This window comes from Microbacterium sp. (genome assembly GCF_051953575.1).
Lineage (GTDB): Bacteria > Actinomycetota > Actinomycetes > Actinomycetales > Microbacteriaceae > Microbacterium.
This window is the reverse complement of sequence record NZ_JBQCIP010000248.1, coordinates 14,431-41,117: the sequence shown is the minus strand read 5'-3', so window position 1 is coordinate 41,117 and position 26,687 is coordinate 14,431. Positions and strand designations below refer to the sequence as shown.

The following is a 26,687-nucleotide window of genomic DNA, read 5'->3' as shown; positions in this document are numbered from 1 at the left end:
AGCGTCGGGGACGGCAACGACAGGAGCTCAGGTGACGACGACGGCCACAGTGCCACCGACGGGAACGATCGATGAGATCGCGTACCAGGAGAAGGCGAACGAGCTCTACGCGCGGCTCTTTCCGGACCTCGATTCCGAGCCGTACCTTCTGGGGATGGCGCTCCAGCGAGTAGCTGCTCGCATGCGTTTGGAGATGGATACTGAGATCTATCAGCCCGCCGGTGTATCGATCGCGCACGTGCGCATTTTGATTGCCCTCGCGGCTGTCGGTCCCACAACCCCGACCGAGCTGGCACGCTTCACTCAGGTCAGCCCATCGAGTGTCTCCAGCGTCCTGCGCACGCTGCGCAAGAACGGACATGTCGTCGTCGAGAATCCCGACGACGATTCGGACGGACGAGTGAAGAAGGTGCGACTGCTCCCGGCGGGGCAGGCTGCGATGGAGAGCACGATGTCGCAGATGCGCGAGCTTGAGGAGAACTGGGCCAGTCCCCTCAACTCCCGCGAACGCCAAACGCTCCTCCACCTGCTTCGGCGGATGGCCAGCGCTCCGGATCGATCCTGACGATCTCGAAGTCCCGGCCCGCACCGGATCGGTGCCCTGAGCAGGTCGAGTGTGACGCTGTGGTCACGTAACTGCCATCCGGAAAGGAAAGCTTCGAGTCCATGAGGGTCGACGTACACGCTCATTACTCTCCGACCGTCTACTTCGACCACATGGCCGAGCTGGGCGCTTTCGAGGAGCTTCCTGTCTTCCGCATCATGAAGGCGCTCTATCGCCCGGGATCGGGTAAGCCAGGAGGCGAGCGTCCTCCCAGCCGCGACGACGTCGAAGGTCGGATTGCGGACATGGATGCTGCCGCCATCGACATCCAGATCGTCAGCCTCGGGGCGGCGCAGCCGTACTTCTCGGAGGAGGCGAAGGCCGTCGAGGGAGCCTCGCTTGCCAACGATCTCTTCCATCGTCTGATGACGAGCCATCCCACGCGATTCTCCGCATTCGGCGCACTTCCGCTCCCGCACGTTCGTCCGGCGATCGCGGAGATCGCGCGATGCCTGGACGATCTGGGGTTCGCGGGGCTGTCGATGGGTTGTTCGGCGGGGGGCGTGCCGATCGACGATCCGGTTTTCGACGACCTCTGGCTCGAGCTCGATGCCCGGCACGCGCCCGTCTACATCCATCCCGGCGCGGCGATCGACGGCGTCGTCGGTTGCACGGAATTCCATCTCGCACCGGACTTCGTCAGCCCTGCAGAGATGGGCGTGGCAGCGGCACGCCTGGTGATCGGCGGGCACCTGGAGCGTTTTCCGAACGTAGACATCATCCTTGCGACGACCGGAGGCAGCCTGCCGTTCTTCGCGCGCCGTTTCGATCGCGGGCTCCGCCAAGATGACGCCGTCCGGTATGAGGAGCTCGGCGGCTTCCTGACGCACCTGGACAAGTTTCACTACGACACGAGCGTGCTGGAGGAGCCGTTGGTCCTCGAGACGGCGCTCGGACTCGTCGGCGCGGCGCGGCTGATGCTGGGGAGCGACTACGCGCGCCCTGGAGTGACCTCTCGCGCCGCAGTCGACTATGTCGAGGCCGTTTCCGGTCTCACCGACCAGCAACGGCGAGACATCCTGGGATCCAACGCGCTGCGCGTGCTTGGTTCCCGGTTGCCCGCGGTGTGACCGTGGAAGGGTGGAGCCCCTCATCGCCCGCCTGCCGGCGGACGGTGCGAACGTACTTGACGGACTTCGCGGCGTACCGCGACGAAGTCTTCGGCCAGCACGCGAAGGGCTATGCGGCGCGAGAGATCGGAGACAGAGCGACCGAATGGATCGATCGATACCTGTTCCGCGAACCCCCACCGCTGGACTCCGAGGCCGTCTCGTCGCCGTGGCATCTCAGAGCAGCACTAGTGCGCGGCATAGGTGGTGACGCAGCCTGGGTCGGACAACTGCTGCGGGCCGTGGAGCTGCTCGCCTTGGGGGCATCGATGCACGACGCGATCGGTGCCGAGCGGCCTCTGGCGCCGATCGCCGAACGCGATCTCGTGCTCCTGGGAGACATCCTCTTCAGCCGCGCGTTCCTCGAGATCAACCGAGGTCCCGCCGAACTCAGATGGCTGATCGAGAACACATTCCGCGAGCTCGTCCTCAATCAGTTCCTTGCAAGCTCGCCGCGCAAGCGCGAGGCGACGAGCGTCCTTCATGCCACCACCGTGGGGGGAAGCGGCGTGCTGGCGTCGGCATCCGTTCGCTGCGGCGCGCGCCTTGCCGGCTTCGATGAGCGCGTCTCCGCGCAGGCGGGAGCCGTGGGTGCGCGCCTCGCGCTGAGCGCTCAGCTCGCCTTCGACCTGACGCATCCGGAACGTGGGGTCGGCGGATTCGACGAGCTGAACGTCCGGAGTGCCCCGATGCTCGCTCTCCGCGAGCTCGGCGGCGAGCCTGCCGATCTGTTGCCCTTCACCAGAACGTTTCGCGAGGCCAAGAGCGCGGTCGCCGAACGCGGGATCGGTTGGCTCTGGCACGCTCGGAAGCTGGGTGAGGGGCTGTCACCTTCACTCCTTGCCCCGCTGCAGTCGGTCGAGCGAGTGCTGGAAGGAGCGCTTCTCGTCCATGCGGGAACCGCCCAGCATGCGATCGCATCTCGGTAGGCGTGCCCGCCTCAGCTGTTCACCCGAATGATTTCCTGCTGGTAGGGCGCGATAATGGAGCTGGAGATGCGCACGTCGAGCACAAGGAAGCGGCGCGAGTCGACCGGCTGAGATGCCCATCGCTCCAGGTGCGCCAGGTCGGCGAGCGCGCTGACGATCACCCCCTCGGCGCCGAAGGCGTCCGCCAGCGCCGCGAAGTCCACCTGTGGAATCAACATGGGCGGAGTCGCCGCCCCCATCAATCCGTAGAGATTCAGTTCGGCACCGTACGCACTGTCGTTCCACACCACAGCGATGCCTCGGCCGCCAGCCACACGAACGGCCGATTCCAGATCTGCCAGCGCCATGAGTGCTCCACCGTCACCCGTCGTGAGAACGACCACCGACTCAGGTTTCGCTCGGGCGGCCCCCGGAACGCTTGGCAGACCGAAGCCGATGGACTGGAACGCCGTCCCGACCATCATCATGCGATCCGGAGAAGTGACGGGCCAGTACATGTTTGCCCAGCCGATGAAATGACCGCCGTCCGAAACCACCACACGGTCCGCGGGCAACAGCTCGGCCATCCGAGAGGCGACTGTGCGCGGGTCGAGACGCCCGTCCGCGGCGACGCCGCCACCGACGTCCCGTCGAGTCAGCGGCGCCACATCGATGGCTTCGCGCCACGGTGTCGAAGCCGCACCGGTGAGCTTTAGATCCCGTGCCAGGATCCCGGCCGTCGTCGCCGCATCGCCCCGAATGAAGTCGTCGACTCTCCCGTGAGTCGCAGCCGGCTTGATGTCGATCTGCGTGACGTGGGTGTCGGGGTGGAAGAGGTCGCCGAATCGCATCGTGAACTGGTTGAGGGATGCCCCGAACACAACCGCGACGTCTGCCTCGCGTACGGTCTGCATCGCCGCCTCGGCACCAAATCCGCCCGTGACGCCCAGGTCGTACTCAGCTCTCGGAAAGATTCCGCGAGCGAGCGCGGTCGATGCCGTCAGTGCGCCGCAGGCGTCGGCCAGTGCACCCAGTGCAGGGCCGGCGCCGGCCACCCACGCGCCGCGGCCGGCGAGGATCACGGGGCGCTTGGCTGAGCTCAGTCTGGCGTGGAGGCCCGCCACGGCATTGGCGTCCGGCACGAGAGGGAGTATCTGCCGTGTGCTTACGACGCCGTCGCCGTCAAGGGCGGCGGCAGTCGCAAGATCGTAGGGGATCGCAACGACCGCCGGAACCTGATGCGTCTGCGCGTGGGCGACGGCGCGAGCAACCGTCTCGTCGACGTCGTGGATGCCGACGCGGAAGGTCTCGGCGCCGATGAGGGCTGTCACACCCTCCTGATCGACGTCCCACGGCCGAAGCCCGCCGGTCGGAGCATCACCGACTACGAGAAGCAGCGGCACAGACGCGCGGACCGACTCGGCCAGTGCCGTGAGGGTGTTGGTGAAGCCGGCTCCGTAGGTAGCCGTTGCCGCGGCGATGCGACCTGACGCGCGAAAATACGCGTCGGCGGCCACCACAGCGCCGGCCTCGTGGCGTACCGCGGTGAAGGTCACCGGCGTGAAGCGCTCGAGCGCGTCTAGGAACCAGGCATTGCCGTTGCCCATCACGCCGAACACGTCATCGACATGCCGTGCGGTGGCCAGCGCCACGCGGGCCGACACCGACATCTGCGAGGAGGGCGGTGTCGTCCGTTGTGACAGCGCGACGAGCTCGCTGCTCTCAGAGGCTGGAGAGCTCAAGTGTCTTGGTGTCCTCTCCGCGCAGAATCCCGCCCGGCATGTAGATGATCCTGAGGGACTGCGCGAAGCCCACCTGATGACTACCCGCTTCGAGCGGATGGCGGCGGTGGACGCGGATCGTCGCGATCTCGCCGAACTCCCAGCGGACGGCGCTCTCGTCGTCCATCTCGATCTGGCTGTACGCGTCGCCGCGCAGTACGAAGCGGATGTCTCCCGCGGGGACGGGTTCGCCGTCGATCGACACCTTGAACGCATCGACCATGGATAGGGCCACGCTTCGGTAATACGCCACACGAACATCGAACTCGATCCCGTCGGGGGTCGATCGCAAGCTGTTCTCGACGATCAGGTACTTGTCATACATCCTCAGGCCTTGCCTTCCGCATCGTCGCCCTCACCGAGAAGTCGTGACAGAAGCGCGTGCTGTCGTGCCACCTGTCCGACCTCATCGACCTCGAACGCGTCCTGAATGTGCCGTTGGCCCTCGTACTCCGATGAAAGGTAGCCGTCGAAGCCGCTGGCCTGGAGGATCGGCACGATCTCCTCGTAGGGGATGCTGTGGTCGGTGCCATCGTCGTCGATCTCGTAGAACTTCGCGTGTACGTGATGGATGTACGGACCGAAGTCGAGGATGCGGCGAGGGTCCGACCACAGAAGCATGACCGCGGCGAAGTCGACGACCTCGAGGTCCTTGTCGGTGCCACCCAGACGACGGACGTCGCTGGAGAGTGTCTCGCTGTTCGGAGGTGCGCCATTCTCGGCCACCGACCGGTCGTACGCGGCGACGATGTGCTCGACGATCTCCGGGGTGGCGCCATCCCGGATGAATCGGTCGGCCACCACGCGGGGGAACCTCCGGACGTAAATGCCCAGATCGAGCACGAAGCCCAACCACTCGGGGCCGTAGCGCTCGTAGACATCGAAGTGCCGCTGCGTCTGCTCATGGTCGAAATCGCGCGGAGAATGAATCTCGAGCGACAGGCGCACGCCCTTCGCTTCGGCATGCGGCAAGCATGCCTCCACGATTTCCGCCGGCGTTGCGGAGGTGGTGCGGACGAGTGTGGCGCCGAGGCGGGCGGCGTGGTCGATATCGCGCTGCACGAACTCGATCATCTCGTCCCGGGTCAGAAGTCGGCCCTTGTGCCGGCGCACCTCCAGGAACATGTCGTGGGCAGTCGGTACCGTGCCGTACCTGTCCATCCACTGGTGCCACTGGTAGTAGAAGTCGTCGCCGAGGCGAGGATATCCCGGCATCATCTGGTCGGCGATCGTCTCGATGCCGTAGGCGCCCACCACGGCCGCCTCGGCGATGCACTGCTCCAGATTTCGCTCACCGAGGTAATACGCCTGCTGGTAGCTGTACAGGCTCACGCCGCGCTTGATCGAACTCATGCGCGAACGCGCCGATCGCCCAAAGCATCCTCATGATTCGTCGTACGCATCTCGCGTCCTCTCTACGTCGCTGTGGAAAAGCTGCTTGCGATGTAACCGGCCCGAGTTGGGTGGCCGACTACCGGCAGACTGAGCAGTGCTTGCTCGGCAGATTGTGAAAGGTCTAACCGTTGACACCCTAACAGTTTTACGTTTATCTTACACAAGGTGCTCACGGATGAGCCCGGATGGAACCCCATCAGAAGCACAACGGAGTGCTCCCGGATCAAGTCCGGCGCACTAGACAAGGATGTGAGGACTGGTATGAGCGAAGGTCGCGTCGCCAGGTCGCGCAGGGGAATCGCGGTCGCCATGATCGCAATCGCCGCTCTCGCCGCAACTGCTTGCAGCAGCAGTGGCGCTGAGCCGAACTCCACTGCATCGGACCTGCCCATCGGGGGAACCCTGCAGCTGGCCACCAGCACGCCGGGCGCGTACTCGAGTTTTGATCCCTGGAGTGCCGGATTCGGCATCAATAACTCGCTGTGGATCTCGCAGGCCGTCTATGACTCGCTCGTTCACCTCGACGGAGACGGACAGCCGGTGCCGTCGGTCGCCACATCGTGGGAGGTCGACGGCGAGACGGTGACTCTCGAACTTCGCGAGGGGATCGAATTCGCCGACGGCACGCCGCTCGATGCCGAGGCTGTGAAGGCGAACCTCGACTACGCCGGAGCGAACGCCGCGGGAGCGGAATGCAATTCGCACATCGAAGGCATCACCACCGACGTGGTCAGCGCCACTTCGGTGAAGCTGACCCTTCCCCACCCGATGCCCGATCTCCTCCAGAACTTCGGTCAGTGTGCGGGGTTCATCGTGAACCCGAAGGCGCTCGAGACGGAGGGCGCGCTCAGTTCAGATGCGGACGGCACAGGTCCGTACACCGTCAACACGGCGGAGACCAACATCTCGCAGAGCCGATTCGTGTTCGATCGCAACCCGGATTACTGGGACAAGGAGAACCCGGCTCGCTTCCAGAAGATCGTTCTCACGGGGTACGAGAGCCGCACGGCCGCCATCAACGCCGTGCGGGGCGGCCAAGCGGATGTGCTCGCCAACCAGCCGCCTCGTGAGGTGGCGAACATCGGAATCGACGTTCTGCAGACGGTTCCCCAGCAGCTCAACGGAGCTTGGATCATGGATACGACCGGTGATCTGGTTGAGCCTCTCGGCGACGTCCGCGTTCGGCAGGCGCTGAACTACGCGCTGGACCGCGAGGCGATCGGCAAGGCGATCTTCGGAGAAGACCTGGAGATCGTCGGGTCGACCCCCTTCCCCAGCTTCTACGACGGCTACAAGGCGGAGCTCGAAGACTTCTACACGTATGACCCCGACAAGGCGCGTGAGCTCCTCGAGGACGCGGGATATGCGGACGGCTTCGCGCTGCCGGTGCTGATCAGCCCGAACGGTCAGCAGCTGGCCGAGGCCTATGCCGGCTACCTCGCCGACATCGGTGTCGACATGCAGCTGAGTGTCCACACGTCGGACTACATCTCCGAAATGCTTACTGGCAACTGGCCGATGATCTTCGCAAACTTCACGCTGAACCCCGCCCAGCTCCAGACGGTCGAGGGAGTCGTGGGACCCAACGGGTTCTGGAACCCTCGAGGCAACTCCGACCCGGCGGTCGAGAAGCTCATCGAGGAAATCCAGAACACTCCGGTCGACGACACGGACACGATCACCGACCTCTATGAGGAGTTGTCGACGGTGATCGCCGAGCAGGCCCTGCTGGTGACTCCGTTCATCATCCCGGCCGCGATGGCATTCAACGCGGACAAGGCGGAGATCTCCGAACTCGTGCCCGGGCTCTCGGTTCCCATGCTGTACGACCTAGTGCCTCCCAGCTGATCCAATGACCGGGGTGGGGCTGGGTCGCGACCCGACCTACCCCGGTCGTTTGATGTGCACAGGCGAAGATAATGATTGGACTGGCGTGAACAAGCGATTTGACGTTGTCGTGGTGGGATCCGGAGCGTCAGGGAGCATCGCGGTCAAAGAACTGACCGAACGCGGGCTCGAAGTGCTCCTGCTCGAGGCGGGCCGGGACATCACCGAGGCGGACTTCGCGCCTACCCCTCCGCGGCCGCCGAAGCCGATGGGCGTGGGGATCCTGCCGCGGGGTCGCGCCGCGTTGCGAGGTCAGCCGATCCAGGCCAGGCGGGCGTTCTACAGCGACAAGACCACGCCATTCCTGGTCAACGACATCCAGAACCCGTATCGCTCGTCCGGCGAGGACTTCCTGTGGATCCGCGGTCGGCAGCTCGGCGGGCGCCTGAATGCCTACGGTCGGGTGCTGCTGCGCATGTCGGACTATGACTTCGCCGGCGGTGCCACTGTGCACGGCGATGCCACCCCGTGGCCGATCACCTACGCGGACGTGGAGCCGTGGTACGACCGGATCGAAGAGTTCCTCGGTCTCTACGGCAACGAGGATCGGATCGCCGTGCTGCCTGACGGGAAATACCGCGGTGGCTCGAATCTCAGCAGGATGGAATCTGATTTCGCGGCGAAGGTCGAGGAACGGTGGCCGGGACGCCGCTCGGTCGCGTGGCGCTTCGCCGCCCCCAATCTTGGCCGGATCCCCATGGGGGTAGCCGCTGCGAAGCTGACGTCCCGGCTGACGATTCGAACGGACTCCGTGGTGCGGCGCGTGGATGTCGATGATTCCACCGGGCGGGCAACCGGGGTCACCTTCGTGGATCGCCGCACGAAGCGGGAGCACTCCGTCCACGCGGACGTCGTCATGCTGTGTGCATCGACGATCGAGTCGTTGCGGATCATGCTCAACTCGGGCGGGACGCGGCATCCTGATGGTCTCGCGAACTCGTCGGGATTGCTCGGCCACTACTTCATGGATCAGACTCCCGGCCTGGTTTTCGGATCGAATCCGGCCTTCCGCGGGTCCGAGCGAGACCTCGGGGCGCCACCGGACGAGTATTACGGACCATCCGGTGGGGTGTACCTCCCGATGATCGAGGACGATCACACCCCGACGCGCTTCGTCGGCGGCTACGCCGTGCAGGGCGTGATGGGGCGGATGCCGCTTCCTGACGACGCGCCCTCGGCATTCGGCATGATGAGCTTCGGAGAGATGCTGCCTGCCCGAGAGAACCGGGTCACCCTCGATCGCTGGGTGAAGGACGCATGGCGGATGCCGGCACCGCGAATCCATGTCTCCTTCTCGGAGAACGAGCGCGCCCTGCTGCGCGAGCAGGTGCGCGGCGTGCGCGAGATGGTCGAGTACACGGGAGGCCAAGTGAGCTTCGCCGGTTCGTCGCTCGGGCTCGATTCGAAGAAGGTCTTTCCCGACGCTGATCCGCTAAGCCGACTCGTGTTCCGCATGGCCTTCAAGAAGAGCCTCGCCCTTGGTGCGGCGATCCACGAGTGCGGAGGCGCCAGGATGGGTGGCGATCCCGCTACATCGGTTCTGAACTCCTATAACCAGGCATGGGATGTCCCGAACTTGTTCGTCACGGACGCCAGCTCCTACGTCACCAACGGAATCGTCGGTCCGACGCTCACCATCATGGCTCTGACGGCCCGGACGGCCGAGTACATCGCCCGAGAGCATGCGACCGGCGAGATCACGCGAGGGCAAAGCCGGCAGTGGTGAATCGGCAGATTGGATTGAACTCCAATAATCAAAGCTTTGACGATTGACATCGACATAGTTTAGCCGTAACGTCATATCTGTTGGCAGCCATTGGCGGCCCACTCCGAATCAAGCGTGACCGCAGTCCCGACTGCGGGATGGAGCAAATCAATGTCGATTCTGACTCGTGTCGCAGCGTCGAGAGAGAAGTCGGCGTGATCAGGTACATCGGTCGTCATCTCCTGACGTTGATCCCGATGGTCTTCATAGTGAGTACGCTCGCCTTCGTTCTGGTCCAGCTGGTGCCCGGTGATCCGGCCACCTACATCCTCGGCGAGACGTCGACACCCGAGAAGATCGCCGAGATCAACGCCCGTCTCGGCCTCGACCGCCCGCTCGCCGAGCAGTACTTCTCGTGGCTGGCCAGCGCCATCCGGGGCGACATGGGAGCGTCGTTCATCACGAACGTGCCGGTCACCCAGACGATCGGGCAGACGATCGAATCGACGCTCTCCATCGCGGTGCTCGCCACGATCGTCATGCTCGTGATGGGGATGTTCCTCGGTATGCTCAGCGCCATCCGGGGGGGCGCGCTGGACACCTTCCTCCAGTCGATCTCGAGCTTCTTCCTCGCGGTTCCCAACTTCTGGCTCGCGCCGCTTCTCGTGCTCGTCTTCGCGATAGGTCTCCACTGGTTCCCCGCAGTCGGGTACACGCCGTTCGGAGTCTCGCCCACGGCGTGGGCGACAGGATTGGTCATCCCCGTGGTCGCGGTCGCATCGAGCTACATCGCGCAGGTCGCATTGCACGCCCGCAGCAGTGTGCTCGATGTGATCAGCCGTGACTTCGTCCGTACCCTGCAGGCCGCTGGCGTCCCACGCCGACGGATTCTCTATAAGCACGTCCTTCGCAACGCCGCGATACCCGTCGTCACAATCGGCGGGCTGAACTTCACCTCCATGCTCTCGGGGGTGATCGTCGTGGAAGTGCTCTTCAACATCCCTGGAATGGGCTCCCTCATGGTGAATTCCGTCTATCGACATGACTTACCGATCCTTCAAGCCACCGTCATCTACTTCGCCATCGTCGTGATGGTGGTCAACCTCGCCGTCGACCTCCTCGCCGCCTGGCTCGACCCCCGGATTCGTGTGCGATGAGCCAGAACTCGACAGTCGCCATTGCGACGCAGACGCGGCCGGCAGCCGAGGTCTCGCCCCTTCGGGCCGCCTTTGCGAAGGTGGTTAAGAAGCCTTCCTTCATCCTCAGCATCACCTGGCTGCTGATCGTCGTCCTCGGAACCGTCTTCGCGGGACTGATCGCGCCATACGACCCCTACGACCAGGACATCGCCAGCTTCCTGCAGCTGCCGAATGCGGCTCACCTGCTAGGAACCGATCACGTCGGCCGCGATCTTCTGTCGCGGCTGTTGTTCGGGGGCGGTCCCCTGCTCGTCGGGGTCCTCATCGCCGTCGCCGTCGCCCTGCTCATCGGGGTGCCGTTCGGGCTCCAGGCTGGGTTCCGCGGCGGGAAGGTGGACGCCGTCGCATCGTTCTTTTCGGATGTGCTCCTCGCGATGCCCGGGTTCGTGGTAATCATCGCGATCGTCGTGATCTCGAACAATGAGCTCGCGATCGTCATGGGCTTTCTCGGCATCCTCATCAGTGCGAACTTCTTCCGGCTGGTGCGCGCGACGACCACGTCGACCAGAGCACTGCCTTACGTTGATGCCGCACGGATCTCGGGGCTGTCGACAGGCCGGATCCTGAGCAGGCATATCCTGCCCAACATCACGGGGCCGCTCCTCGTCCAGACCTTCGTCACGTACGGCATCTGCCTGCTCATCGCGTCGGCGCTGGCATTCCTGGGACTCGGGCTGTCGCCGCTCACCCCGAGCTGGGGGCAGATGATCTATGACGCGACGCAGTACCTGACGTCCCAACCTTGGCTGCTCGTGCCGGTGGGAGTGGTCATCACCCTAACGATCCTCGCAGTCAACCTGATCGGCAGCGGTTTGCGCGATGCGCTCCCGCACGCGCAGCGACAGAGGCTTCTCACGGTCTGGAAGCTGCCGTCGCGCCCGGATCGCAGCCGAGAGACGTCCCGGCGGCTCACACCCGACACCGTCATCGGCATCGCGGGCAGCTCCCCCGACGGCGACGGCAACCGCGGCGACGAGCTTCTCCGGGTGGAGAATCTGACGATCTCCTTTCCCATGGGGAGCAGCTGGCACCCGGTGGTCAGCGGCGTGAACATGACCGTGACCCGCGGTACATCGCTGGCGCTCGTCGGTGAATCCGGATGCGGAAAGACCATGACGGGCCTCGCGCTCATGGGTCTGGTTCCGCCGCCGGGGCAAATCACGGGAGGGTCGATCACGCTCGATGGCACGACCCTCACGGGTCAGCCGGAGTCAGTCTGGCAGCATCTCCGTGGTCGGAAGATCGCGCTTATCTCCCAGGAGCCGATGGTGGCCCTCGACCCGTGCTTCACGATCGGGTCACAGCTGGCCGAGGCCGTGCGACTGCATCGGAAGAAGTCGAACCGTGCGGCGAAGGCGGTGGCGCTGGACCTGCTCCGTCAGGTCGGAATCGCCCACCCGGAGGCCGTGCTGCGAAGCTACCCGCATCAGATCTCGGGTGGGATGGCGCAGCGCGTCGTCATCGCGCTCGCCCTAACGGGTGACCCGGAACTCCTGATCGCCGACGAGCCCACGACGGCACTGGACGTGACGATCCAAGCCGAGATTCTGGACTTGCTGCGCTCGCTTCAGCGCGAGCGGGGGATGACGCTGATCATCACCACCCACGACCTCGGTGTGGTCGCGGACATCGCCGATGAGGTGGCGGTCATGTATGCCGGCCAGATCGTCGAGCGGGGGACCGCCGATGAGGTTATGGACGCTCCGGTCCACCCATACACGCGAGCGTTGGTGGGGGCCTTTCCCGACACGGCCCAGCGCGGTCGACCGCTGCCCAGTGTGGACGGCAGTGTCCCCCTTCCTCAGAACTGGCCGTCCAGCTGCAGGTTCGCCTCACGGTGTGCCTATGCCACCGAGGAGTGCAGGGCGGCTCCAATTCCCCTGATACCTGTCGGCGTCGAGCACGTCGCTCGCTGCATTCGAATCGCAGACCTGCCTGGAGGTGAAGATGTCCGCCGAACCGCTGCTGTCCGTTAGGGATCTGCGCGTCGAGTTCCGAGACCCGACGCGGCGCCGGGCTAAATTGAACGCGGTCGACGGAGTGTCGTTCGATGTCAACCCGCGAGAGACCGTCGGTCTCGTCGGTGAATCCGGCTCCGGCAAATCGACCATCGGCCGCGCGATCCTCGGTCTCATCACGCCCTCGGCTGGATCCGTAGTCCTCGGGGGCCGTGACATCAACGGTAAGAAGGCGAGCGGGGCAGCCGATGCGTCTCAGGTGCTGCAGGCGGTGTTTCAGGATCCGTTCGGATCACTCAACCCCGCCCGCACGGTAGGGCAAACGCTCCTCGAGCCGCTCGAGGTACGCGGTCGCCTGGGCCGTTCCGTCGCCGACGCGCGGCGGCGCGAGCTGTTGGAGAGTGTCCGCCTGCCCTCGAACTCCTCTACCCGGTATCCGCACAGCTTCTCGGGTGGCCAGCGCCAGCGCATCGGCATCGCGCGGGCGCTGGCGCCGTCGCCACGACTGCTGGTGTGCGACGAGGCGGTCAGCGCGCTCGACCTGATCAGCCGTGCTCAGGTGATCAATCTCCTCGCGCGGCTTCAGCGCGACGCGGACCTCGCGATGCTGTTTATCGCGCACGATCTAACGATCACCACACACCTCTCACACCGCACCGTCGTCCTCTACCGCGGGCGCATCATGGAGCAGGGGCCCGCCGAGACAGTCCATCATCGTCCGCTTCATCCGTATACCCGTGCGCTCCTCGCTGCGGTGCCGGTCCCTTCGCCCCGGCTGCAGCAACGCCGGCGGGAGGAGCGCAAGAATGCGGTGGCGATGACAACGGCAAACGCCGCAGTGGCACCGAGGGAGGGCTGCCCATTCGCGCCGCGCTGCCCCTTCGTCTCCGACATCTGCTGGTCCCAGCGGCCGGCCGACACCGTCATCGGTGAGGTGACGGTGGCATGCCATCGATTCGATCCCAGCTCGGGCCACCCGGACCCCGAGCGAGTCGAGACATCGACCGTGCGCGCCCCGGCCTCCCCCGCATCGGCCGTTCCTCCGCCGGCCGTCGCTGCGAGCGGGAAGCTAGCGTGAGACCAGCTGAGAATTTTCCGTCGACGATCGTGCCGGCTGCACCCGATGGTGCCGCCGGCGTGGCGGATCGGTGGGCCGTGGCGATGTTCTCGTTCACACCGAGCATCGTCGACGGCGCACGCCGTCCCCAGCAGATACTCGTCGATGCCGTCCGTGGAGGGGCAGCCTCCGGGGTCGGGCTGGACGGCTTTCAGCACTTCGTGACCTTCCCTGATGTCTCCGATGAGGAGGCCGTGGCGTTCCGGGCGGACGTCGAGCGGCTGGGCATCTTCGTCACCGAGCTCGGACTGTACGACGATGTGTTCGTGCAGCCCGGTCGCCGCGCAACGATCGCCGAGCGTGCAGGGCACCTCGAACGGCAGATACGGTCCGCAGTCAAGCTCGGATTCGCGCGGGTCAAGCTCGGCTGGGGCACTGACTTCGAGCTTCTGGATCAGCTCGCTCCCTGCTTGCGCTCAACCGGGGTTACCCTCCTGGAAGAAGCACAGGGGCCGCTTCGGGCGGGCACCGACGACTACGAACGGCGCCTGGCCTACGCCGCCGCGCACGCCGACCACTTCGGGTTCGTCTTCGACCTGTCCGCTTCCATGGCGGATCTTCCGGTGACGTTCATCGAGGAACTCCACCGGCTCGCCCTCCCTCCGGAGGTCATCCGGCTGCTGGCGGACGAGTGGGCGGAGGACCGCAGTGGATCGTTGCGCGATCGGGTCACCGCGATCACATCCAGTCTGGATCTTGGAGCCGATGAAAGGCTGCGCCTGATGACGCCGTTCACGAGGTTCGGCAACGCCACGGTCTCGGATTTCCGTGATCTGTTCGCACACCTCGGTGGCGTTCACGTCAAATTCTGGGATCTCAGCGACGACGACGGCCGCGTTTCCCGCCCCATCGCAGACCTGGCGAGGGAGCTCGATCGTGTCGGTTACCAGGGATCAATCACTAGCGAATGGGGAGGCCACGCATGGCTGGACTCGTTGACTCACGACTCACTCCGCATGGTTCGAGCGCATCGAGCGCTGTATCTGAAGACGGTGGACCGGGGATGACCGTGTCACGTCCCCGCGCGGTCATCGCGGGCTTTGGTTTCGCCGGCAGTAAGCTGCACCTCCCGTTGCTGCGAGACGCAGGCTTCACCGTTGTCGGGGCGCTTGCGCGGTCGGATGCGGCCGCCGAGCGCGCGGCAGCGCTCGGCATCGCCGCGACAAGAGAACCGGCGTCGCTTTCGGAGCTGCGGCCGGACGTGGTGATCGTGGCAGTCCCCGATGACGCACATGAAGCCGTCGTCGATGAGATCCTCCCCTTCTCGCCCCGCGCGATCGTTGTGGACAAGCCTGTCGCGCCGACGGTCGCCGCAGCCGTTCGCATGGCCGAATCGGCGGCCTCGGCTGGTGTCGCGCTCGTCCCGTTCCACAATCGACGGTGGGACGGGGACTACCTCACCCTGAAATCGGTCGTCGACGAGAACCGGCTTGGCGATCTCATTCGCGTGACATCTCGCTTCACGCACTGGTCGCCGAAGTCGGGCGCGGGGTGGCGTTCGCAATCCCGCTGCGGAATCGACGGCTGGCTTGGCGACCTTGGCAGCCACCTCGTCGATCAGCTCGTCCACCTGCTCGGCCCCGTCGAGTCCGTGTCCGCCGAGATCCGATCCGTACGTCACCCGGGTGGACCCAACGATGACTGCTTCCTTCAGCTTCAGCACATCTCTGGGGTGTTCGGACATGCCTTCATGTCGGCGGTAGCACCCCCTGCTGGCGCGCGATTCGAGGCGCAGGGGAGAGAGGGATCGTTCCGCATCGAGGGGACGGACCCGCAGTTCGATCAGATCTTCCAGGGCGTCAACCCGGGCGAGCCCGGCTGGGGCGAGAACTCCAGCCGTGCGAACGGAGTCATTGCGGGGTCGCTCACTGCGGAGGTGCCCACGGCAGCGGGCGACTGGACGAACTTCTACCGGGCTCTGGCCGAGCACCTGGATGCGGGCGCACCGGCGCCCGTCGACATTCAGGACGCCATCCACGGACTGCGGGTCCTGGATGCAGCCCGCCGTGCAGCCGCGACGCGCTCTGTCGTCGAAGTCGTCTGAGCGAACGCTCGTCAGCCGAGAGGGAACGCATGCCCCTGACATACCCCGTGCTGCGAACGGACTCGCTATCGATCCGGGAGCGTTCGCTGGAGATCCGCGTCTGGCTACCGTGGATGCGCAGTCTTCCCTGGACCTGCATCACCGACGTCGCGGTCGAAATCGATGGGCGAGCCCTTGAGGGTGGCGTGGCGGTGTTCGATGACGTGGAGATTCCTTTGCGGGCAATCGTCGAGCTGCCCGGCTACTGGATGGTGGGTACATCGCTGGCGGTCAGGGTGCCCCACGCGCCGGCGTCGGTCGGCGAGCGGCCCGTCCGTGTGCGGGTCACCGCCGCGATTCCCTATATCTATTCGGACTCCGGGCCGCTCACCGTGACGTCGACGGGCGAAGCGACGCTCAACGACGCCGGAGAGGCATCGCCCGTCACAGAGGCGAGACAGATGCAGTCCCAATCATTGATTGACAAATAGTGAAAAGGCTAAGTACTATTTTGAGCAGTAATCGAGCAGACGACGCTCGCCCGGCTTCGACCGGCGCTGTGCACGTCATCAATGGAGAGACGATCGTGTCGAACACCGAACAGACCACCGCTGAAGTGCCGTCCTGGATCCCGGGCGACTGGTACATCGACCCGACGCACAGTCAGATCACCTTCACCATCCGGCACGCTGTGGTGGCCGTGCGCTGTGCCTTCCTCGATTTCAGCGGCGACATCCGCATGGGGGACTCGCCCGAGGACTCCGAGGTGCACGTCGAGATCAAGACCGCCTCCTTCACCAGCGGCTTCGAATACCGCGACAATCGCGTGCGGACCTTCGACGACCTGCTCTGGAGTGAGAAGTTTCCGACCATCACGTACGACTCCGTGCGTGTCACCAAGGAGCCGGATACCGACAAGTACCGCATCTCGGGCAACCTCACCGTGCTCGGCGTCACCCGGCCGGTCGACCTGGACGTGAAGTTCCTCGGTCTCGGCCGCGTCGAGGAGTACGGCACGCGAGCCGGCTTCATCGCCCATGCGCGCATCGACCGGCGAGACTTCGGCCTCACCCGTGACACGAGTGTGCTGGTGAGCGACCGCCCCCTGGGCGATGGGAACCGGCTCCTCGGCTGGACGCTCGATGTCGAGATCAACCTCGAAGCCGTTCTCGCCTCGGACCCGGGCAAGTATGGCGTGAGCCGGATTCGCGGCTGACGAGACCGCGATGACTGCGCACAGACAGAACATCGCGAGGGTAGGCCGACTCTCTGAAGGAGGCCGATTCGCCGAAGTCCTCGAACACGTCGAGAGCATCGGCGACGTCCTCCGGTCGACAACGGACGAGTCGGAAGAAGCCGGCCGCTTGGCCACGTCGGCGTTAGAGGCCTTGCGTGAGAGCGGTGCCATGCATATGCGCGCTCCGCTGGAGCTCGGCGGCTCCGACCTCGCACTGGCCGAGCAGATGAGCGTGATCGCGAGACTTGCCGAGTTCGATTCGGCCAGCGCCTGGTGCACGATGGTGGCGAACAACGGGATCGGCGCCATATCCGAGTATCTCGACGATGAAGGCATCGCGGAGGTCTACGCGGCACAGCCCAAGCCGATCGGGGCCGCTGTGGCGGCCGTGGGCGGCCCGGCCACGCCGGTCGCAGGCGGCTACAAGGTGAGCGGACTCTGGCGATTCTGCAGCAACGTTCACGGGGCGGACTGGGTGCGCTGCACCGCGCTCGTCGAGGGTGATCCGGGGCATCCCGTCATGATCGTTGTTCCCCATGAGGATCTGCAGATTAAGCCCACGTGGCGCGTCACAGGCCTCCGGGGGACCGGGTCGGCCGACTTCATCCTCGAGGACACCTTCGTCCCCGCGCGCCGCACCGCCGACATGCGGGCCCGTACGCAGCTGAGAGGCGACCGTGACTACACGCGGGACGTCGGCGGGGCGCTGGCGGTGTACGAACATGCCGCATTCGCGATCGGACTCGCCCGCCGGGCGCGCACGGCCCTGGCCGAGTCGCTCCGAAACAGCCCCGATCGCGCGCAACGCGAGGTCGTGAAGGACGAGTTCGCGCGAGTGTGCCTGGAGATGGATGCGGCAGAACTGCTCGCGTTCTCTGCGTTCGGGGCTGTCGACGATCCTGAAGCGACGTGGAGCAGCGATCCTCTGCAGGGACTCCCCGCCGTCGCGACCTACGTCACCGAATTGTCGCAGCGGTGCATCGCGCTGGCCGGCCGGCGCGCCGGCAGCCGAGCTCTGTTCGTGCCGAACGAGTTCGACCGTCTTAGTCGCGACATCACCGCCGCGCTGGCGCACGCACTCGTGAACGACGCCAATTACGCCCGTTTCGGCGAGCACCTTATCGCGTTCGGCGCGGCACCACAGCTGGCGTCGGCCTAGGCGGACAGCGCTCTTCCTAGCCGGGGTACGGCAGACTCAGGCTAACTGATTGATTGACAAATAGTTGGATCTTTAAGTACATTGAGCTTGAGCGGCGATACTGCGATCGCCGACAACGATCGATCGGGTAGAGGACGAGGATGTCAACTGTCGAGACGCCGATGTGGCTTAGAGCCACCTCGGCAGATGAAGATCTGTCGCCAGACGCGTTCAAGGCGGTCTTCCGGGATCACCCTGCCGGCGTCGCCGTCGTCACCGCCCAGGGCGGTGACGGCCCCGTTGCGATGACGGTGAGCTCGCTGTTCTCGGTCAGTGCGGTGCCGCCACTTCTCGCGTTCTCGGCGTCTGCGCTGTCGTCCGGCACGCCCGGCATCCTCGGCGCGGAGTTCCTCATGATCCACATGGTCGACGAAGCCAGCTTGCCCCTCGCCCAGGTCTGTGCGACCAGTGGCGCGGACCGGTTCAGCGGCGAGCTTCCATGGGCCCGCCTGGCCACCGGCGAACCGTACTTCCTACAGCCAGCGGTGCGGATCCGCGGGCAGGTCGTGCGCTGCGTCGATGCCGGTTCGTCGACGATCGTCATCGTCCGCGCCCTCGAGGTGATCTCGAATGCAGTCCCGACTGCCGCATCGCGGCCGGTCGTCTATCACGATCGCAGCTGGCACGTGCTAAGCGACGACTCCCGAGTGGGGGAGTCGCCGCGGAAAGGCACGGCAGGCCGAGTCGCCGCAGGAGGCGCATCGGAGGCCGGGAAAGGATCAGCTGGTGACTGCTGAGCTTGTGTGGAACGTTGAGTTCTCTGAGTGGCAGGCCGACGCCAAGACCCGCGAGGCGGCGTCGCACCCGCAATCTGACGCATCGGCGACGGATCCCCGCGTGCTGCGCAACGCGCTGGGGAACTTCGCCACCGGCGTCACGGTGGTGACGTTCGAGGCGGGTGGCAAGTTCCGCGGGGTGACCGTCAATTCGTTCACGTCGGTGTCGCTGGATCCGCCGCTCGTCCTTGTGTCGCTGATGCGATCCAGCCGATCGCTCGCGTACGTGCAGGATCGACCGTTCGCCATCAACATCCTGAGCGACGCGCAGCTGAGGACGGCACTCGAGTTCGCGGGGAAGCCTCAGGGGCACCCGATTGAGTGGGTCACGGACGGAGTCGCCCCCCGCCTGGGGAACTCCCTGGCACACTTCATCTGCGACCCCTGGGCGGGGTACGACGGAGGTGATCACCTCCTGCTCCTCGGGCGTGTTCTCGACTTCGGACAGCAGGACGCGATCGATCCGCTCCTCTTCTATAGGGGCAGCTGGGGAGCATTCGGCCCGCACGCATCAGAAGGAGCATCGGCATGAGCGGCTCGACCCGAGTACTTTCGACCGCCGAACAGCTGCGCTCGCGACTGGCGCCGGCCCTGGACATCTTCCAGGCTGAGGCCGAGACGGCGGAGCGGCTTCGCCGACCCACACCCGCGACACAGCGAGCGCTGCGCGAGAGCGAGGTCTTCACGCTGACGGTGCCGGCAGAGCTCGGCGGAATCGATGCTTCACCGCTCGAGGTGCTCGATGTGGTCTCGGAGGTCGCCTACGCCGACGCATCCATTGGATGGCTTCTCATCGCGTTGCACACCGAGACGGCACGCGCGGCCGTGGAACTCGACGACGCGGCGGCAGCGCGCGTTTTCATGACCGAGGACCCGCCGCTCATCGCAGGCCCGGCGGCCCCGGTAGGGTCCGCGCGGCGGGTGGGTGACACTCTGGTCGTCTCGGGCTCCTGGAAGCTCGCATCCGGACTCCCCCTCGCATCACACGTGCGTGTGTCCGTCCGGATCGACGACGATGTCGTCGTCGTGCTGCTTCCACGCGAGACGCTTGCCGTCAGCGACAACTGGAATGTCCTCGGTCTTAGAGCCAGCGCAGGTCTGGACTTCACATGCGATGACGTCCCGGTTGCCGCTGACTTCATCACCAATGGGACGGTGCTGAGAGGCGGTGCGTTCCACCGGCTCTCTCCGGCACTGACCATCGGCCTGAATCAGGCTGCGTGGGCGTTCGGGGTCGGCCGTCGGCTTCTCGACGAGCTCGCCGCACACGCCACCGAGCGTACCGAATCCGCGGCTGCGTCCTTCGGCGACGAGTTCTACGTCGAACTGGGTCGCGGCGAGGCGCGACTGCGCTCCAGCCGCGCCCTTCTCAACGAGGTGTGGTCGCAGAACGAGATCCTTGTCGATCCCGGAGGCAGTCTGCCTGTCGCGCAGGTGACGCTGAGCCATCTCGCGCACTCGCAGACCGTCCGGACCGCACGCGAGATCGGCGCGCTCGTTCATCGGTTCGCCGGTCCTGCCGTCATCCGCGATGGCGTTCTGCAGCGCTTCTTCCGCGACGTCCACGCCGGAATGATGCACCGCGGATCGTCCGCCGTCGTGACGGAGAACTGCGGCCGAATGTTCGCCGGTGCGCAGGGTGCAGGCTACGGCTGGAACGGCTTCGATCTCGTGGCCCCAATGAAGGAGAATCCATGACAAGCGACCGCAATGTCGTCATCATCGGCGGAACGAGCGGAATCGGGCTTGCGCTCGCGCAGAGGCTCGTTGCGGAAGGATCTCATGTCGTCATCACGGGACGCGACCGCGAGCGAGCGCAGCAGGTGGCGGAGGGCATCGGCGAGAACGCCGTGGGAATCGGGCTGGACCTCGCGAAGCCGGACTCAATCGCCGAGAGTCTCGCCTTCGTTGAGCGCGTCGACGGACTTGTGCTGTCCGGGGTGGAGCGCGATAACAACACGGCACGGGAATTCGACAAGGACCGTGCATCGCGTCTGGCCACCATCAAGCTGATCGGCTACCTCGAGACGATCCACGTACTGGCAGATCGCATTCCGGCGACCGTGGACTCGGGCATCGTCATCATGGGAGGCATCGCCAGGTACCGTCCGTACCCCGGTTCCCTCACCGTCTCCACAGTAAACGGAGGGGTGGAAGGCATGGTGACCGCGCTGGCGCTCGAGCTCGCCCCGATCCGGGTGAACGCCTTGCATCCCGGCATCATCGGCGATACCCCGTTCTGGGCGGGAAAGGAGCCCGCGTTGGCGCAGTACCGTTCCCGCACGCCGGGTGGTGAGCTGGCAACCGCTCAGGACGTCGTGGACGCCACACTGTTCCTGCTCCACAATCGGGGGGTTTCGGCCGCGTTCCTGCATGTCGATCGTGCCACTCTCGCATCGTGAACTATGACACGAAGGACTAGGCGCACGCGGGACGAGGGAAACGCATCTTCGAACGGGAGGATTCCGCACTTCCGCTGGATGCTCACGGGATTGCTCATGGCGATGGCGCTGGGGGCGCTCGACCAGACCATCGTCACGACCGCCTTGCCGACGATCGCGGGGGACCTTCACGGACTCGACTACCTTGCTTGGGTCGCAACTGCCTACATGCTTGCGGCGACGATCGGTCTTCCTGTCTATGGAAAGGTCGGCGATCTCGTCGGCCGCAAGCCGGTGTTCGTGTTCGCGATCGTCCTCTTCCTGGTCGGCTCAGCGCTCGCCGGCGCATCGCAGAGCATCGAGCAATTGGTCGTCTTCCGCTCCATTCAGGGGCTCGGTGGAGGCGGGCTAATGATCGGTGCCCTCGCGATTGTGGCGGAAGTTGTCGCTCCCCGTGATCGCGGCAGGCTCATGGGAGTCATCGGCGCCGTTTTCGCGTTCGCCAGTGTCGCAGGCCCCCTCGTGGGCGGTTACGTGACGGACACCATTGGCTGGCGTTGGGTCTTCTACATCAACGTGCCGTTGGGTGCTTCGGCGCTCGTGCTGGTCGTGCTGACCCTGAGAGTTTCAAGGCCAGAGCGCCGCAGATACCGGTTCGACATCGCCGGCGCTCTCCTGCTCGCCCTTGTGTCAACAGCGATCGTGCTGTTCTCGACGTGGGCGGGAACTACCTACGCATGGCTGAGCCTGCAGACTCTCATCCTTGCGGGAATCGCAGTCGCCGGCCTCGTGGCATTCGTCCTCGTCGAGCGACGCGCACGGGAACCGCTCATCCCGCTGAGCCTCTTCGCCGAACGCAATTTCGTTCTGCCGACCCTCGTAGGAGTCACGGTGAGCATCATCATGTTCGTGACCCTGGCCTACCTGCCGCTGTATCTGCAAATGGTCGCGCGCGTGGATGCCACCGTGTCGGGTCTGATGCTCGTGCCGATGTCGCTCGGGATGCTGGTGTCCACCAGCGTCACGGGCAGGTTGATCAGCGCAACCGGCCGATACAAGCTCTATCCGATCATCGGGTGTGCACTCAGCGGGATCGGCCTTTTCATGCTGTCGAACCTGCATGTCGACTCGCCGCTGGTTACGCTGATCGCCGCGACGACCGTTATCGGCCTCGGTATCGGGTGCTCGATCCAGAACCTCACACTCATTGCGCAGAGCAGCGTGTCCTTCGACGTGATCGGCGCGGCGACATCCAGCCAGAGCTACTTTCGTCAGATGGGGGCCTCGATCGGGATCGCCATCGTCGGGGCGGTGTTCGTCGCTCGGTTAACTGACTCACTGTCCTCCCTCGGGGCGTCAGCTAGTGGGCGGTGGGGATCGCTCACCCCCGCTGAGCTGGCCACACTCTCCGACGCCGTGCAGCAACGGGTCGCGACCGCGTTCGCCGATGCGCTGCCACCGGTCTTCGTGTTCGGGGTGCCGCTCGCCCTCGCTGGTCTCGTCTTTGCAGTGTTCATCGAACAGCGACCGCTGCCGCGCGTTCGGGCGGGTCTCAGCGCGGGGGCGCCGATCACGGACTAGCTCCGTCGGGCGCTTCGCGGGGGCAACGCTCGAGCGGGACCGCCGGCTTACAGTGCCTCGTTCGCCTTGGCCCCACGATGCCACGCGAGGATTCGTCTCTCTACGAGGGCGAACAGCAGGTTGAGCCCATAGCCCAACACTCCGAGCAGTACCAGGCCGGCCCAGAGCGAAGTCATATCGAAAGTGCCTTGGGCGTCGACAAGGAAATACCCGATACCCGATCCTTGACTCGCCCCGAACAGTTCAGTGACGACGGTCACTATCAGGGCGACCGCGATCGCGACCCGCAAGCCGGCGAAGATCTGTGGTGCCGCGGCGGGCAGGATCACGAACCGGTAGCGATCGGCCCCCCTAATCGAATAGGAGCGCACGGAGTCTCGGAGAGTGAGGTCGATCGACCGCACTCCATCCATGGTGTTAATGAGGACCGGCCACATGCACGCGAGGACCACGACCGTCACCTTCTGGGCATCACCAAGTCCGAGAAACAAGGTCACGATGGGGATGAGAGCGACGCCGGGCAGCGAGCGGAAGAACGTCACGAACGGCAGGGCCGCCAAGCGGACGGTCGAGTACACGCCCAAGATGACTCCCCACCCGATGCCCAGCAACGTCGCGACTGCGAAGCCGATCACAAACCGCACCAACGTGGGCAGGACGATCTCCCCGAGCCCACTGCCGCCGAAGCTCTCGATGAATTGTGCGGCGATGGCGGGGGGCGTTGGAAAGAAGAACGTCCGGGCCGGGTCAACCGCGGGCATGACGACGCCCACCGCGAACCACCAGACGAGGATGATTACGACCGGCGCGACGATCCGGACACCCAGCAGCGGTATCTTCCGAGACATCTCAATCCTCCTGTCCGCGCTGTGACTCATGCCAGAACAGGAGCCTGCGCTCAAGCTGACCGATGACGAACACCACCAGGTAGCCCGTCATGCCCATCACGAGCACCATTCCGTAGACGGCAGGGTAGTTGCCGACCTGTGCATAGCCGCTCAGCATGCCGCCGAGCCCGATCCCGCCGCCGAGAATGAGCTCGCTCGAGATCGAGACGAGGACGCTCACGACTACGAAGATGCGGAGAGCGGTCGCGATGTATCCGGCAGCGCTCGGAAAGACCACCCGGAGCAGAATCGCGCTCGACGACATGCCGTAGCTGCGCGCGGTCTCGATCGCGACGGGGTTGACGTCCCGAACACCGTACAACGTCTGCAGATAGATGGGCCAGAACACGGTGAACGCGACCAAGAAGACCCGGCTCGTATCAGTCGGGCCCCACATGATCACCACGAGAGGGATGAGCGCGATGGTGGGTAAGGTTCGTAGGAAATCGACGCCGAACAGCAGACCGTTGTATACGTAAGCGTTCCTCCCCGACAGTAGACCTAGCACCAGCGCCGGGATGGCGCCAAGTGCGAAACCGCCGAGTGCGATGACGAGCGTGGAGATCAGGCCGCGTAGGAGGGCACCAGAACCCGCCGACTGCGCGAGTGCGGATCCGATGGCGGGTATACGTGGCAGAAATGTCTCGCTGACGATGACGCCGGCGACCGCGAACTGATAGATGACAAGGAATGCGACAACAGCTAGAGCCGGGATCGCGACCCGCCTGATTGAGGACCAGTAGTGATGCTGTCGGTGCTGTCTGGCCCTGCTAACGGTGGAACCCACGACGCCTCCATAGGGTCGTGCCGGGCCCCATTCCGCGATGGGGCCCGGCCATGATCAGCAGAACTTGGTCTCGACGCCCGAGTAGAAGAGATCGTCGACATCGAGAGGCTTCTGGACCCAGCCGTAGGAGACGATTCCATCCAGCAGAACAGACGTGGCCTCTTCGAAATAGCAGTCGCGCCAGTGGCCCTCGACCTTGGCGGCCGCGGCCGCATTGGGGACCTGCTGCGGGTAGTACTGGGGGAGGAGGGCGCGCCACTCCTCGATGTTCTCGTCAGCGAAGATGGCGGATTCCTGGGCCGCCGCCACGAAAGCGTTGACAACGGCGCGATTCTGGCCCGCCCAGGTCACGTTGACTCCGAACGGAATGATGGGCTGCCCGGTCGCCGTCTCGGCGATCTGGTTGCCGATCGAGCGGTACCCCTTCGATTGAAGGACGGGTACCAGCGCTGAAAAACCACTGATCGCATCCACATTCCCCGCCTCGAGTGCTGCGGGTGCGTCGGCGGAGGCGAGAACCACGAATTCGACCTTCGCCGAATCCCCGCCTGCCTCGTCGACGACCGTCCGAACCCACAGGTCCGAGACGCAGTTGATACACGGAACCTGCACACGTTTTCCTTGCAGGTTTGTCCAGTTTTGGATGTCGCTTTCAGGCTTGACGAAGATGCCGTCGGAGTCGGAGACCTCTTCCGGCGAGGTTACGCCCGCGACTGCCCACCGAACCGGGAGGCCCTTGTCGATCGCAGTTGCGAGCACCGGGGGATTGATCGTAGCGAAGTTCACAGAATTCGAGATCAGGCTTGTCACCGCGACATCGCTCGTCGCGACGTCGACGAACTCGAGGTTCAGGTTGCGCTTCTGAAAGAAGCCTTCCTCGACTCCGAGGCGAAGGTATGCCATCGAGCTCGGCGGCTGAATCCCGACCTTCACCGTCGTCAACTCGGCGGGCATCTCGTCTGTGTCGGCGGTGCTGTCGGGAGTCCGCGCGCCGGCGTCGGCCTGCGCCGCGCAGCCCGACAGCGCGATCGCAAGAGCTGCCGCGGCGATCGCCGCCGATAGGGTTCGGATTCGGTGTGTCATTCTCAGATCTCCGTTCTGAATACCCGGCGGTGGGGCGCCCTCGCCCCACTCACCCTGCCGGGGGCCTGTGCTCGGGCGCCGATACGCCGGTTGGTCATGGAGGCTCCCTCAATCGCCGAGCATGCGCTCGAAATTGGCGTGGAAGACCTTCTCGCGCACAGCGGGATCGAGGATCGCCTGCTTGACTGAGTCGATGGTGCGGGGCGCGAAGCTACTGGTGAAGCCGAAATCAGTACCGAAGACGACGTGATCTTCCCCGAAGAATTCGACTGCTGCCCGGACCGCGATCGGATTCCCGAAGGCCGCGGTGTCGGCATACAGCCGCTTCAGCAACGGAGTCGGCTCGAGATCTTCACGCTCTCGCGGCGGCTCGACAAGCCGTCCCGCGATCATAGGAATGGTGCCGCCGGCGTGATGTGTCAGGATGCGCAGTGCCGGCCATCGTTCGAGGACTCCCGAGTACGCCAGCCGCAGCATGGCGTTGGTTGTGTCGGTGGGCCAGCCCGTCTTCGAGTAGAGCGTGTAACGCGAGCTCTCCTCCGCATCCGGATACTCCGATTGCGAGAGGCGTCGGTTCGGGTGCACCCAGATCGGACGCCGGCGGTCGGCCATGTACTCGAAGAACGGCTCGAAAAGTGGATCGTCGAGGGCCCTCCCTGCGATGTGTGTGTTGATCTGCGCACCAAGAGCGCCGCGCGAGAACGCCCTCTCGAGCTCTCGGATCGTTTCCGGCATGTCGAGAAGTGGTGCCTGCGCCACCCAGCCTCGATACCGCGCGGGGTCGGAACCGGCAAGTTCGGGGAGTTCGTTGTTGGCGAGCCGCGCCAAACGGACGTTGATCGACCTATCGATGTACTCCACGGAGGTGAGCGCCATCGTCAGCACCTGCCGGTAGTCCTGCCCGACCGCGTCCATGATCGCCGCGCGCTCTCGTACTTCGGCAAGCGACGGGTCCTTTGCGAGCATGAGCTGGAAGGCGCGAGATTGCGCGTCGCCGAGCGTCCCGAGCAGTCGAGCAGCTTCCTCGCAGTATCGGGGGGTAAGGATATGCGCGTACGCGTCGACCTTCAT

25 protein-coding genes are annotated in these 26,687 nt (G+C 65.0%); 18 read left to right on the top strand and 7 right to left on the bottom strand.

All coding sequences use genetic code 11. The annotated features are described in order from the left end of the window. Nucleotides 1–31: 31 nt before the first annotated feature. From ACTHNQ_RS15395 to ACTHNQ_RS15385, 3 genes are all read left to right on the top strand, one after another. Nucleotides 32–565: a MarR family winged helix-turn-helix transcriptional regulator gene (locus tag ACTHNQ_RS15395; RefSeq protein WP_440334770.1), complete on the top strand. Its 534-nt coding sequence runs from the start codon at nt 32–34 to the stop codon at nt 563–565. A 101-nt stretch (nt 566–666) separates the two neighbouring features. Beyond that, the gene (locus ACTHNQ_RS15390; protein ID WP_440334768.1) at nt 667–1,674 is read left to right on the top strand and encodes an amidohydrolase family protein; all 1,008 of its coding nucleotides are present in this window, start codon (nt 667–669) and stop codon (nt 1,672–1,674) included. A 56-nt stretch (nt 1,675–1,730) separates the two neighbouring features. After that, a complete protein-coding gene (locus tag ACTHNQ_RS15385; protein ID WP_440334766.1) occupies nt 1,731–2,642 on the top strand; it encodes a hypothetical protein in 912 nt (303 codons plus the stop codon). A gap of 11 nt (nt 2,643–2,653) precedes the next feature. On the opposite strand, the gene ACTHNQ_RS15380 is transcribed toward ACTHNQ_RS15385, so the two are convergent. From ACTHNQ_RS15380 to ACTHNQ_RS15370, 3 genes are read right to left on the bottom strand one after another with little or no spacing between them, the layout of a single operon-like run. Then, nucleotides 2,654–4,291: a thiamine pyrophosphate-binding protein gene (locus tag ACTHNQ_RS15380; protein ID WP_440334890.1), complete on the bottom strand. Its 1,638-nt coding sequence runs from the start codon at nt 4,289–4,291 to the stop codon at nt 2,654–2,656. A gap of 52 nt (nt 4,292–4,343) precedes the next feature. Continuing rightward, nucleotides 4,344–4,727 (bottom strand): C-glycoside deglycosidase beta subunit domain-containing protein, encoded by a 384-nt coding sequence (locus tag ACTHNQ_RS15375; protein WP_440334764.1) that lies wholly within the window; start codon nt 4,725–4,727, stop codon nt 4,344–4,346. Nucleotides 4,728–4,729: 2 nt separating this feature from the next. Continuing rightward, entirely contained in the window at nt 4,730–5,755 is a 1,026-nt protein-coding gene (locus ACTHNQ_RS15370) for a sugar phosphate isomerase/epimerase family protein (protein ID WP_440334762.1), read from the bottom strand. A 303-nt stretch (nt 5,756–6,058) separates the two neighbouring features. Between ACTHNQ_RS15370 and ACTHNQ_RS15365 the strand changes: the two genes are divergently transcribed. The 15 genes from ACTHNQ_RS15365 (at nt 6,059) to ACTHNQ_RS15295 (ending at nt 22,859) form a co-directional block, all read left to right on the top strand. Continuing rightward, nucleotides 6,059–7,645: an ABC transporter substrate-binding protein gene (locus ACTHNQ_RS15365; RefSeq protein ID WP_440334760.1), complete on the top strand. Its 1,587-nt coding sequence runs from the start codon at nt 6,059–6,061 to the stop codon at nt 7,643–7,645. Between the two features lie 85 nt (nt 7,646–7,730). After that, nucleotides 7,731–9,410: a GMC oxidoreductase gene (locus tag ACTHNQ_RS15360; protein WP_440334758.1), complete on the top strand. Its 1,680-nt coding sequence runs from the start codon at nt 7,731–7,733 to the stop codon at nt 9,408–9,410. An 80-nt stretch (nt 9,411–9,490) separates the two neighbouring features. Next, nucleotides 9,491–10,546 (top strand): ABC transporter permease, encoded by a 1,056-nt coding sequence (locus ACTHNQ_RS15355; RefSeq protein ID WP_440334756.1) that lies wholly within the window; start codon nt 9,491–9,493, stop codon nt 10,544–10,546. Continuing rightward, nucleotides 10,543–12,564: a dipeptide/oligopeptide/nickel ABC transporter permease/ATP-binding protein gene (locus tag ACTHNQ_RS15350; RefSeq protein ID WP_440334754.1), complete on the top strand. Its 2,022-nt coding sequence runs from the start codon at nt 10,543–10,545 to the stop codon at nt 12,562–12,564. Before ACTHNQ_RS15355 ends, ACTHNQ_RS15350 begins: the two co-directional genes overlap by 4 nt. Next, entirely contained in the window at nt 12,536–13,624 is a 1,089-nt protein-coding gene (locus ACTHNQ_RS15345; protein WP_440334753.1) for an oligopeptide/dipeptide ABC transporter ATP-binding protein, read from the top strand. Before ACTHNQ_RS15350 ends, ACTHNQ_RS15345 begins: the two co-directional genes overlap by 29 nt. A gap of 77 nt (nt 13,625–13,701) precedes the next feature. After that, on the top strand, nt 13,702–14,670 hold the full coding sequence (locus tag ACTHNQ_RS15340; protein ID WP_440334752.1) for a hypothetical protein: 969 nt from the start codon (nt 13,702–13,704) through the stop codon (nt 14,668–14,670). Next, a complete protein-coding gene (locus tag ACTHNQ_RS15335) occupies nt 14,667–15,707 on the top strand; it encodes a Gfo/Idh/MocA family oxidoreductase (RefSeq protein ID WP_440334750.1) in 1,041 nt (346 codons plus the stop codon). Before ACTHNQ_RS15340 ends, ACTHNQ_RS15335 begins: the two co-directional genes overlap by 4 nt. Before the next feature lie 29 nt (nt 15,708–15,736). Then, nucleotides 15,737–16,177, top strand: coding sequence for a hypothetical protein (locus ACTHNQ_RS15330; RefSeq protein ID WP_440334749.1), 441 nt, complete (start codon nt 15,737–15,739; stop codon nt 16,175–16,177). A gap of 95 nt (nt 16,178–16,272) precedes the next feature. After that, a complete protein-coding gene (locus ACTHNQ_RS15325) occupies nt 16,273–16,902 on the top strand; it encodes a YceI family protein (RefSeq protein WP_440334747.1) in 630 nt (209 codons plus the stop codon). Between the two features lie 190 nt (nt 16,903–17,092). Continuing rightward, on the top strand, nt 17,093–18,082 hold the full coding sequence (locus ACTHNQ_RS15320; RefSeq protein ID WP_440334745.1) for a hypothetical protein: 990 nt from the start codon (nt 17,093–17,095) through the stop codon (nt 18,080–18,082). 140 nt (nt 18,083–18,222) lie between these two features. Continuing rightward, nucleotides 18,223–18,858 (top strand): flavin reductase family protein, encoded by a 636-nt coding sequence (locus ACTHNQ_RS15315; RefSeq protein WP_440334743.1) that lies wholly within the window; start codon nt 18,223–18,225, stop codon nt 18,856–18,858. Next, nucleotides 18,848–19,429, top strand: coding sequence for a flavin reductase family protein (locus ACTHNQ_RS15310; protein WP_440334741.1), 582 nt, complete (start codon nt 18,848–18,850; stop codon nt 19,427–19,429). The genes ACTHNQ_RS15315 and ACTHNQ_RS15310 overlap by 11 nt, the downstream gene beginning before the upstream one ends. After that, entirely contained in the window at nt 19,426–20,595 is a 1,170-nt protein-coding gene (locus ACTHNQ_RS15305; protein ID WP_440334739.1) for an acyl-CoA dehydrogenase family protein, read from the top strand. The genes ACTHNQ_RS15310 and ACTHNQ_RS15305 overlap by 4 nt, the downstream gene beginning before the upstream one ends. Continuing rightward, nucleotides 20,592–21,299 carry an SDR family NAD(P)-dependent oxidoreductase gene (locus tag ACTHNQ_RS15300; protein WP_440334737.1) on the top strand — a complete coding sequence of 236 codons (708 nt, stop codon included), beginning with the start codon at nt 20,592–20,594 and terminating at the stop codon, nt 21,297–21,299. The genes ACTHNQ_RS15305 and ACTHNQ_RS15300 overlap by 4 nt, the downstream gene beginning before the upstream one ends. Before the next feature lie 96 nt (nt 21,300–21,395). After that, nucleotides 21,396–22,859 (top strand): MDR family MFS transporter, encoded by a 1,464-nt coding sequence (locus tag ACTHNQ_RS15295; protein WP_440334735.1) that lies wholly within the window; start codon nt 21,396–21,398, stop codon nt 22,857–22,859. Nucleotides 22,860–22,906: 47 nt separating this feature from the next. Here the strand turns inward: ACTHNQ_RS15295 and ACTHNQ_RS15290 are convergent, their stop codons facing one another. The 4 genes from ACTHNQ_RS15290 to ACTHNQ_RS15275 form a co-directional block, all read right to left on the bottom strand. Then, nucleotides 22,907–23,737, bottom strand: coding sequence for an ABC transporter permease (locus ACTHNQ_RS15290; protein ID WP_440334733.1), 831 nt, complete (start codon nt 23,735–23,737; stop codon nt 22,907–22,909). Beyond that, nucleotides 23,709–24,533 (bottom strand): ABC transporter permease, encoded by an 825-nt coding sequence (locus tag ACTHNQ_RS15285; protein WP_440334731.1) that lies wholly within the window; start codon nt 24,531–24,533, stop codon nt 23,709–23,711. The genes ACTHNQ_RS15290 and ACTHNQ_RS15285 overlap by 29 nt, the downstream gene beginning before the upstream one ends. A 54-nt stretch (nt 24,534–24,587) precedes the next feature. After that, entirely contained in the window at nt 24,588–25,616 is a 1,029-nt protein-coding gene (locus ACTHNQ_RS15280) for an ABC transporter substrate-binding protein (protein ID WP_440334729.1), read from the bottom strand. A gap of 108 nt (nt 25,617–25,724) precedes the next feature. Beyond that, nucleotides 25,725–26,687 (bottom strand): amidohydrolase family protein, encoded by a 963-nt coding sequence (locus ACTHNQ_RS15275; protein WP_440334727.1) that lies wholly within the window; start codon nt 26,685–26,687, stop codon nt 25,725–25,727.